Origin of the sequence: Herbiconiux daphne, from assembly GCF_024979295.1 — a bacterium.
Taxonomy (GTDB): Bacteria; Actinomycetota; Actinomycetes; order Actinomycetales; family Microbacteriaceae; genus Herbiconiux; species Herbiconiux daphnes.
In genome coordinates, this window is the sequence record NZ_JANLCJ010000015.1 from 20,446 (window position 1) to 29,561 (window position 9,116).

Consider the following 9,116-nt stretch of genomic DNA (forward strand, 5'->3'; position numbering starts at 1 on the left):
CCTTCGGGACTTGGAGCTCTCGTTGGGATGAGTCGAATGGGTAGTCGAGATCTGCAAGTTCACCGTGAGGCTCTGGAGTTGGCGACGCCGAGCCCGCCCTGGCCTTCTGCGGCCGGTGGATAGCAGTCGGCGCGTCCTGGTTTCCAGGTCCACGTCGAGGCCTCCCTGATCTCGCTGGCGTCAGCCCGACTGTTAGCTGCACTCCAGCACAGGCCCATGGAGCGACAATTACCTTCAGCTCGCGGGGATAGGCACGGACGCCGCCCTATAGTGACGGGCTCATATCGGCGCTTGAACCCCTAAGCAGGGTGGTCGCAGAGCGCTCGATGGGCAGGATGGCCCCGAGCAGCGAGCGCGTGACAGCACTGCGCTCGGGCGAGAAGAGGTCGGGCGCGTCGAAGACGTCGACCAGACGACCGGCCTCCAGTACACCGATGCGGTCGCAGACGAACTCGATCACGGCCAGGTTGTGCCCGATGAACAGATAGGTGAGGTCGAGCCGTTCGCGCAGGTCCAGCAGCAGATTCAGGATGGTCGCCTGCGTCGACACGTCCAGCGCCGAGGTCGGTTCGTCCAGGATGAGCAGCTCCGGCTCGAGCGCGAGCGCCCGCGCGATGCCGATGCGCTGACGCTGACCACCCGAGAGCTCGTGCGGGTAGCGCTCAAAATAGGAGGCCGGAAGACCCACCAGATCCAGGACCTCGGATGCCCGTGCCCGGCCCTCACGAACCGACCGCGCCTTGCCGAACCGCACCACCGGGCGCACGATCTGCTCGCCGACCGTGACGCGCGGATTCAGCGAACTCGTCGCATCCTGGAACACGTATTGGAACCGCGGCCGCAGCGCGCGCAGCGATCGGCCCTTCAGCGCCGACAGGGGAGCACCCGCGAAGTCGACCGCGCCGCCGCTCACCGGCAGCAGGCCGCCGGCGAGCCTGGCGAAGGTCGACTTGCCCGATCCGCTCTCCCCGATCAGGCCAAACACCTCGCCGCGCCGGATCTCGAGCGAGACCTCGTCGACCGCCAGGAAGGAGCGCTTGGACTGGCCGGTGCCGATACCGCCCACCACGAACTCCTTGCGCACACGATCGGCGGTGAGGATGGGCGGCGCCGGGATCGGAGCGGAGGCCGTGTGTTCCCCTTCTGCGGAAACGGCCTCCGCCCCGATCGCCACGGCCGCCGCATCCTCGGGCGCCGCGCATGAGGATGTACCTGCCCGCACCCCGAGCCGTCGAGGCTGCCCCGCCCGCTCGAGCGCGAAGCGCGTGCCGATCTCCGGCACCGCATCGATCAGCGTGCGGGTGTACTGCTCGCGCGGCGCCGACAGCACCGACGCGCGCGGCCCCTGCTCGACCAGCCGCCCCTCCTTCATCACCGCGACCCGATTGGCCACGTACGACACCACCCCGAAGTCGTGCGTGATGATCAGCAGCGAGCTGCCGGTCTCGGCGATGACGCTCCGTAGCAGATCGAGGATCTGCTTCTGGATGACCGCATCCAGCGCCGTCGTCGGCTCGTCGGCGATCAGCAGTGCGGGCTGGGAAAGGCTCGCAATCGCGATCATCACCCGCTGCCGCATCCCGCCGCTCAGCTCATGCGGATACGCCGCCAGCACCCTGGGCGCATCCGCGATGCCGACGTGACCGAGCCACTCGCGGGCGATCTGCTCCTGCCGTGCACGCCGGACGTCGGGGCGATGGATGCGGATGATCTCGCGCAGCTGGTTGCCCACCTTGAACGAGGGATCGAGCGACGCCAGCGGATTCTGGAAGACCATCCCCACGCGCGCACCGCGATAACTGCGGAGCGCGTTCGAGCCGAGGCCCACGAGCTCGTCGCCGCCGAGCCGGATCGAGCCGCTCGCGATGCGGGCGTCATCCGGCAGCAGGCCGAGGATCGACGCGGCGGTGATGCTCTTGCCCGATCCGGACTCGCCGACCAGGGCGAACGACTCACCGGGCGCGATGGAGAACCCGATGCCGTTGACGACTCGCGTCGCGGATTCTCCCGTGCCGAACTCGACGACGAGATCGGACACCTCGAGGGCCGGCACGGGAGCTGGCCGGTCACCCGGGAGCCGCGGCGCCCTAGCCTGCGCTTTCGCCACATCCAGATCCGTCACGACCGCGACCTCCTCTTGTGCGGATCGAACACGTCGTTCAGCCCGTCTCCCAGCCAGTTGAAGGCGAGCGCCACCACGAGCACCACCAGCCCGGGCAGCAGGGCCACGGTCACGTTGCCCGAGATGATGACCTTCGCGCCCTCCGAGATCATCCGCCCCCAGTCGGCGGCGGGCGGCTGCACTCCGATGCCGAGCGCACTGATGCTCGACGAGAACACGATCATCGCGCCGACCAGCCCCGTGGCGTAGACCACGATATGCCCGGCCACATTCGGCAGCACCTCGCGGAACAGGATCGACCAGAACCCGGCGCCCAGCGAAACGGCCGCCTCCACGTACTCCCGCCCGCGATGTCGTTTCACCTCGGCGAACACGATCCGGGTCACGTACGGCGTCGCGACGAACACGATCGCGAGCACCACCACGAGCAGGCCCGGGCCCAGGATGATGGCGAAGGCGAGCGCCGCGATGATCACCGGAAAGGCGAACATCACGTCGATCGAGCGCATGATCAGGCCCGCGACGCGGTCGTTCGCGAAACCGGCGGTCAGGGCGAGGGCGCTCCCGACCAGAGTGGAGGCCACCACGGCGATCAGGGAGACGAGCATCGAGGTGCGCCCACCCCAGATCAGCCGGCTCAGGATGTCGCGTCCCTGCTCGTCGGTGCCGAGCAGGAACCCGGGGGAGCCGACGGGCAGGTACTTCTGCGAGGCGTCGCCGGCGACCGGATCGTAGGGCGCGATCAGCGGCGCGAACACGGCGAGCAACACGAACACGGCGATGAGCGCGAGCGCGATCACCACCTGAGTGTTGACGCGGGCTCGGGATCGCGGGCGGCGTCGACCGGAACGGCCACGTCCGGAACCGGGTTCCCGCCCGGGCCCCGAGAGCGCGGCGACCGCCTCACCGGCCGGTCTCTGCAGAACGCTCATCCGTTCACCTCTTCAATCGGGGGTTCAGGGCGTCGACCGCGATGTCGGTCACCAGGTTCACCACGAGGTAGACCAGCGCGATCAGCACCACGCCGCCCTGGATCAGGGGATAGTCCTTGCCGTTCACGGCGTTCAGCAGCTGGGTGCCGATGCCGGGCCAGTTGAACACGCTCTCCACGAACAGCACCCCGGTGAGCAGGGTGCCGATCTCGAGGCCGATGATGTTCACCACGGGTGGCAGGATGTTGCGCCCCACGTGCTTGCCGAGGAGGCTGAAACGTCCCGCTCCCTGCGACTGGAAGGTCTTGTAGTAGTCGGAGTGCGACTCCTGCACGATGCCGATGCGGGTGAATCGCGCCAGCACGAGCATCGAGATCAGCGCCGCCGAGATGCCCGGCAGGATGAGGTGGGCCAGCAGGTCGCCGAAGCCGCCGCCGTTCCGTGACTGCATCCCGCTCACCGGCAGCCACTTCAGCTGCAGGGCGAAGATCCAGATCAGGATGAGGCCGAACCAGTACACCGAGAGGTTCGACCCCACCTGCACGAACAGCATCGAGAAGCGGTCGGCGGCCCGGCGGTGGTTGGCACCGGCGATGGTGCCGATGGTGATGCCCACCACCGCACAGATCAGCACGCCCGCCACTGTGAGTACGATCGTGTTGAGGAAGTTGGGCCACAGTACGTCGAACACCGGCGCATCCTGCACGATCGACTTGCCGCCGCCGGCCACGAACAGGTCGGCGACCCACTTCACGTACTGCTGCCAGAGGGGCAGATTGAGGCCATAGGAGTCCCTGATGGCCTCAATCTGCTCCGGGGTGAACGTTCGCGCATACTGGCCCTGGATGGGGTCGCCTGGTGTCAGCCGTCCGATCAGGAAGGTGAGCACCGAGACGATCAGGAGGACGGGCAGGATATTCGCCAGTCTCCAGCCGATGTGCTTGAGCGTTCCCACGGGGATCCGTCGTCCGTCTCGCTCAGTTCGCCAGCCACACCTTCGACAGGTCGTACCAGTTGGTGGCCGGCCAGTCGAAGCCGCGCACGTTGGAGCCGAGCGCGTAGTAGCGGGTGAGGTTGACGGTCGGGATGACGACCGCGTCGTTCCGCAGGGTCTCCTCCGCGGTCTTCCACAGGTCGATGCGAGCATCCGGATCGGCTGTGGTCGCGGCCGCCTGGATGGCGCTCGTGATGTCGGGGAAGTCGGCCGGGTTCAGGCCCTTGCCGGCCAGGCCGTTGAAGCCCTGGGACAGCCACTCGGCGTAGGTTCCGCCGTACTCGTCCAGGCTCAGGCCGTCGCCCTCCTCGGGGCCGTAGGCGCGGGCGATGTAGCTCGTGCGGTCGAGGCTCACGATCTCGACGTCGACGCCGATCTCCTTGTACTCCGACTGCAGCCACTCGGCGGTGTTCTGGTTGGCCACGTCCACGACGATGGTGAACTTGAGGTCGCCGTCGCCGTAGCCGGCCTCCTTCAGCAGCTCGACGGCCTTGGCCGGGTCGTACTCGAAGTCGCGCACCGCTGGGTCAAAGGCCTCGTTGCCCGGAGGCTGGAAGGAGTACTGCGGTTCGGCGTAACCGTTGTAGAGTTCGTCGGCCAGCTTCTGGCGGTCGAGGCCGTAGATCAACGCCTGGCGCACCTTCTCGTCGGCGAAGGCCGGGTTCTTGAAGTTATACGAGATGTACAGCAGCGACGACCCGGTGCCCTCGGGAACCTGGAAGCCCTGGTCTTCGAGGGTCTGCACGTCCTCGGGCTGCACATAGCTGATCAGGTCGAGCTCGCCCGAGAGCAGCGATGCCAGACGGGTCTGGTTGTTCGGGATGATCCGGAACGTCAGCGAGTCGAGATAGGGCTCGTCGCCCCAGTAGCCGTCGAACTTTTTGAGCTCGATCCGGTCGCCGATGGTGCGTGACACGAACTCGTACGGGCCGGTGCCGTCGGGGTGGTCCGCGAAGCCGTCGTTGCCGTACTGCTCCCACACCGCCGGGTTACCGATCGCGAGGGTGCTCATCGCCTGCGCCAGGATGCGCGGAAAACCGAGGAAGGGCTGCGAGAACTGGAACTGGTAGGTGTGGTCGTCGATCACGGTGCCGCTGGTCAGCGTGCCGAACCAGGTGGCCAGCTTCTTAGCGCTCGACTCGTCGTAGAACTCGTACGTGGGGTCGCTGATGCGGCGCACGTTCTTGTCCAGCGCCTCGGCGTCGAAGGGGCTGCCGTCGTGGAAGGTGACGCCCTCGCGCAAGTCGAAGGTCCAGGTCGTGCCGTCTTCGCTCACCGACCAGTCGGTGGCGAGCGCGGGCTGGATCTCGGTGGGATCGGTGGCCCCGCTGGTGTCCTCCCGGGTCAGCCCCTCGAAGATGTTGCGGGTGACCCGGTAGGTCTCCCAGTAGCCCTGCCGGTGCGGGTCGAGCGCGAGCGGTTCGAGGTAGAGCCCCACCACCAGGTCGCCGCCATACTGCGGGGTCTCGTCGCCGGCCGCAGCGGCATCCGTGCCCCCGGCGCCCGCGGGTGCCGAGCATCCGCTCAGCACCACTGCTGCCGCGAGGATCGCCGCTCCTATCCCCAGCCATTTCTTCGTCCTCATGCCGAGAACCGTCCTTTCCATCGTCGATCACGATGAAGCCGTGTGCCTCGCCGACATGCTAGGCGCGGCCACACGGCTCGACGGAACTAACCTGTAACAGACTGAGTCGGACGTAATTTTTGCGCTGAAATGGCGCAGAGATTACGTCGTTTGACAGCGGTATGGTGCGCCGCTGTCATGCGGCGCCCTCGCGGATTCGTTGCTTGAGGGAGTATCGGGCGGGAGCCCGCATAAACCGAGTTGGCGCGTTTCTTCCCGCGTCAGGGCTGATGAGATCGCGAAGGAGACGCCCCAGGGCGGGCGCAAGCGAAAATTCGTCTTCGGGTAGTCCAGCACCGACGATGATCGGTCCGATTCGATCGACGATCGAGCGAGCGTCCCTGGTCTGTAAGGAGACTCTCCGAAGCTCCTCATGCGCCGATGAGCCGACGCCCGGCAGCCAGTTTCTGGCGTAGCGCTGCAATTCCGCACGCGACGACGGATCAGAGCGAAAATTAGTTCTGTCTGGGTCGGCCGTCTTGCCGACGTTACGTAGTCTTAGCGCGACGCCAGCATCTGACGACACAGTATCGACGGTGCCGGACCAGCCACGATATCGCCGGTTGCCTTTATCGGGCCGGTGGGTGATCGTCGGCCAGTCAGCTCCTGGCACGATTTCACGGTGAACGGATATCAGGCTCCCCGTTATTGAAAACGTTGGTAATTCTACGAGGCGGGCCAGCAGCTTGCCCGTCCACGCGCCGACGGTGAATACGGCGCGGCGGGCGACAACTTGCTCGGCTTCGCCGGCCTCGTGGCCTTCCATATCAACGGGATACACCTCGACACTGACCTCATCGTCGCTGAGAATTCGAACATGACGGACCGCCGAATTGAATCGAAGTTCGGCAGTGTGAGCGGCCGCAGCCCGCTGAAATGTGTCGATAGCGGCCGCCGGGTTGATCCGGCCGGCGGCTGGAGTGAAGAGCACCCTGTCATCAAAACGAACGCCAGGCCATCGCTCTACAGCCTCGCCAGCACCAAGTATCTCGGCGGCGACACCATAGCGAGGCAGCCGATCGGCAATTGCGTCGATGTCAGGAATAGCCCCGTGTAAGACGGCGCCGATCGGTTCGATGAGGGTGGTAGAAGATTCCTGCTCTAACTCGGCCCATGCCGCGATTGCTTCGCGGGTCATCGCAAGGTTCAAAGGGTCAGTACCGGAGAAAATGTATGGTGCGTGCAGAGGAGAGTGGACACAGGCGGCTGGCAGCGAGGTGTCGATCGGCAGCTTCAAACCGCTAACAGACCGGCTCTTTGTCTGCTCGATAAGAAGCACTTCTTCACCCGATCGCGCGAGATGCCAGGCCGCGGCCGAGCCGATCGCTCCGCCGCCCACGATGATGATGTCGACCCGTCTGACCATCCTGCCGACGATACGAGGGACAGCGTGCCTGCGTTGAAAAACAGACTCCATGTGACCCTCCGGGACGCTTCGTTACGCTGGCCCACGGTCAACAAAGATGGCGACACGACGATCTGGTCTATCAATGACGGCGAAGACGCCTACTTCGCCAGCGCTCGTGGCGACTCGACAACTTCACGAAGACATCGGCCGCAGCGCTGATAGAGCGCGCATTCACGATCCTGACCAGCGACGGGGATGCCGTCGAACTATTCGTCGTGACCGATGCGTCGCACTCCGCCGAAGTCGCCGCCATCCCTGGATTGCGCGACATCGGAAACAACGTCTTCGCTGACGACGATGTCGCCTCCCGCTTCACAATCGAAGAACACTCCGCGGCGATCGATGTCAACCGTTCAAATGACACCTACCAAGTTCCGCTGTTCGCTCCGTCGAGGTAGCGGCCTTCATGCGAGGGTGCTGCGCACTCTGGCTCGCAGCACCCGCTCCTGCGAAAATCGAGAGAGCAGTTCCGATTCATCAGGGAGAGTGCGATGAGCGAGTCATTCCAAAACGGGTTCTACCTCGGCGAGGCAGAACTCCGCGCGCGCCAAGAACGAATCGAGCAAGAGCAAACGCGACGGCAGGATCAAGTCGAACGAGACCTGCGCAATCCTCCCGTGGCACCACCGAGAAAACCATCCTTCTGGCGTCGTCGCCGAAACTCGGACGTCGCCACAGATCTCCGCACATAACCGCGAGCAGCAAAGAGGCCATTGACGGCCCCGACGAAAAACGTATGGATCGAGTTCCTGAACGACCAGCTACGCCTCGTCAGGGCAGCAAGCGAACCGCCAGCGGAGCGACATCTCGTATCCCTAGGGATGCGAGGCGTCTCGTGAATGTCTTGGCGGACAGCGTCTGAAAGGCTCCAGCGCGGGGCGGCCGCGTTTCGCAGCCATGTCAAACCGGCCGCGACTGTTCACGTGCTTGAGCAGTCTTGTGAGACAGGGGACGCCACGGTCAGCGTGATTGCGCGCTTTGGTGGCGGTAGAGAGTGGCGCGGCTCCACCCGACTAATTCCGCTGCCTCGGCCGCGGTCTTGCCTGCAGATCGTGCCTGGGCGACGATCGCGAGCTTTTCGCCGACGACACCGGGGTCGGACCTCGGGCGTCCGAATTGGGTGCCGGCTTCTCGGGCGACTGCGATACCGGCGTTGACGCGTTCGACGATGAGCTCGCGCTCGTACTCAGCCAAGGTGGCGAGCATGTTGAGCATCAGCCGGCCCGTCGACGTCGCTGGGTCAATTCCGTCTGAGATGGATCGCACGTTGATGCCGGCGTCGCGGAGCCCGTTCACCGTGTTGAGTACATCTATCAGGGACCTACCGAGTCGGTCGACGCGCCACACGACGACGGTGTCACCGGCCTCGGCGTACTCGAGGAGCCGCTGCATGCCCGGTCGTGATGCGGCGGTCTTGCTGCCGGACGTGACGTCGGCGACGATGTCCCGTTTCTGCACCCCAATAGAGAGGAGTGAATCGATCTGGAGCTGCGGGTCCTGGCCGGCTGTGCTCACACGTGTGTAGCCAAGAAGCCTCATGCCGCAATCATGTCTCGGAAAGCCCCTCGATCAGCCCTAAGACACGCAGACGGATGAGACGACTTTGTGAGACACCAAGCAGAGCTGAGATTCCGGGGAAGGGGAGTGGCCGGCCGGGCCCACCCCGGATGTCTCGTAAATCTTTACGTTTCCGAGACGCTGAGGTCCGGGTCTCCGTGCATGTTCGACGCGTCCGGCTGTGACGGTAACAGAGCACCGATGAGCGTCGTCCAAATCGGACAACGCTTGCGACTGGGCTACGCGGTGATCTCCTTGAGTCGGCCGGTGGTGACGTCGAAGACGAAGCCGCGGACTAAGTCCTTGATCGGGATGAACGGGCTGGCAGTGATGCGGTTGATTGACTGTGTGACGTCGGCTGCTTCATCGGGGAACGCTTCGGCAGCCCAGGCCGGGCGGATTCCGGTTTCGGCGGCGATGCTGTCTTTGAAGCCGTCGTCGGTGAAGGTGAGCATGCCGCAGTCGGTGTGGTGGATGAG

Annotated in this window: 7 protein-coding genes and 1 pseudogene; 1 reads left to right on the forward strand and 7 read right to left on the reverse strand. The window is 65.1% G+C overall.

The genetic code is table 11. The annotated features are described in order from the left end of the window. Window positions 1-265: 265 nt before the first annotated feature. The 5 genes from nikE to N1032_RS21490 form a co-directional block, all read right to left on the reverse strand. Window positions 266-2,122 (reverse strand): nickel ABC transporter ATP-binding protein NikE, encoded by a 1,857-nt coding sequence (nikE, locus tag N1032_RS21470; protein WP_259542197.1) that lies wholly within the window; start codon window positions 2,120-2,122, stop codon window positions 266-268. Then, window positions 2,119-3,054 (reverse strand): ABC transporter permease, encoded by a 936-nt coding sequence (locus N1032_RS21475; RefSeq protein ID WP_259542198.1) that lies wholly within the window; start codon window positions 3,052-3,054, stop codon window positions 2,119-2,121. The genes nikE and N1032_RS21475 overlap by 4 nt, the downstream gene beginning before the upstream one ends. A gap of 4 nt (window positions 3,055-3,058) precedes the next feature. After that, window positions 3,059-4,009, reverse strand: a complete 951-nt coding sequence (locus tag N1032_RS21480; RefSeq protein WP_259542199.1) for an ABC transporter permease — start codon at window positions 4,007-4,009, stop codon at window positions 3,059-3,061. A gap of 22 nt (window positions 4,010-4,031) precedes the next feature. Next, window positions 4,032-5,633: an ABC transporter substrate-binding protein gene (locus N1032_RS21485; RefSeq protein WP_259542200.1), complete on the reverse strand. Its 1,602-nt coding sequence runs from the start codon at window positions 5,631-5,633 to the stop codon at window positions 4,032-4,034. A gap of 175 nt (window positions 5,634-5,808) precedes the next feature. Continuing rightward, window positions 5,809-7,038: an NAD(P)/FAD-dependent oxidoreductase gene (locus N1032_RS21490; protein ID WP_259542201.1), complete on the reverse strand. Its 1,230-nt coding sequence runs from the start codon at window positions 7,036-7,038 to the stop codon at window positions 5,809-5,811. Between the two features lie 257 nt (window positions 7,039-7,295). Between N1032_RS21490 and N1032_RS21495 the strand changes: the two genes are divergently transcribed. Further along, on the forward strand, window positions 7,296-7,478 hold the full coding sequence (locus N1032_RS21495) for a hypothetical protein (RefSeq protein WP_259542202.1): 183 nt from the start codon (window positions 7,296-7,298) through the stop codon (window positions 7,476-7,478). Window positions 7,479-8,040: 562 nt separating this feature from the next. Here the strand turns inward: N1032_RS21495 and N1032_RS21500 are convergent. Then, complete coding sequence (locus tag N1032_RS21500; RefSeq protein WP_259542203.1) at window positions 8,041-8,619, reverse strand: recombinase family protein; 579 nt, start codon at window positions 8,617-8,619, stop codon at window positions 8,041-8,043. Window positions 8,620-8,876: 257 nt separating this feature from the next. Next, a pseudogene (locus N1032_RS21505) lies at window positions 8,877-9,116 on the reverse strand (carbonic anhydrase); the annotation flags it as partial.

Bases quoted from the DNA above. Each gene is read 5' to 3' on its own strand.
- N1032_RS21485 (WP_259542200.1), bottom strand. From the start codon at position 5,633: ATGAGGACGAAGAAATGGCTGGGGATAGGAGCGGCGATCCTCGCGGCA.
- N1032_RS21500 (WP_259542203.1), bottom strand. From the start codon at position 8,619: ATGAGGCTTCTTGGCTACACACGTGTGAGCACAGCCGGCCAGGACCCG.
- N1032_RS21490 (WP_259542201.1), bottom strand. From the start codon at position 7,038: ATGGTCAGACGGGTCGACATCATCATCGTGGGCGGCGGAGCGATCGGC.
- N1032_RS21475 (WP_259542198.1), bottom strand. From the start codon at position 3,054: ATGAGCGTTCTGCAGAGACCGGCCGGTGAGGCGGTCGCCGCGCTCTCG.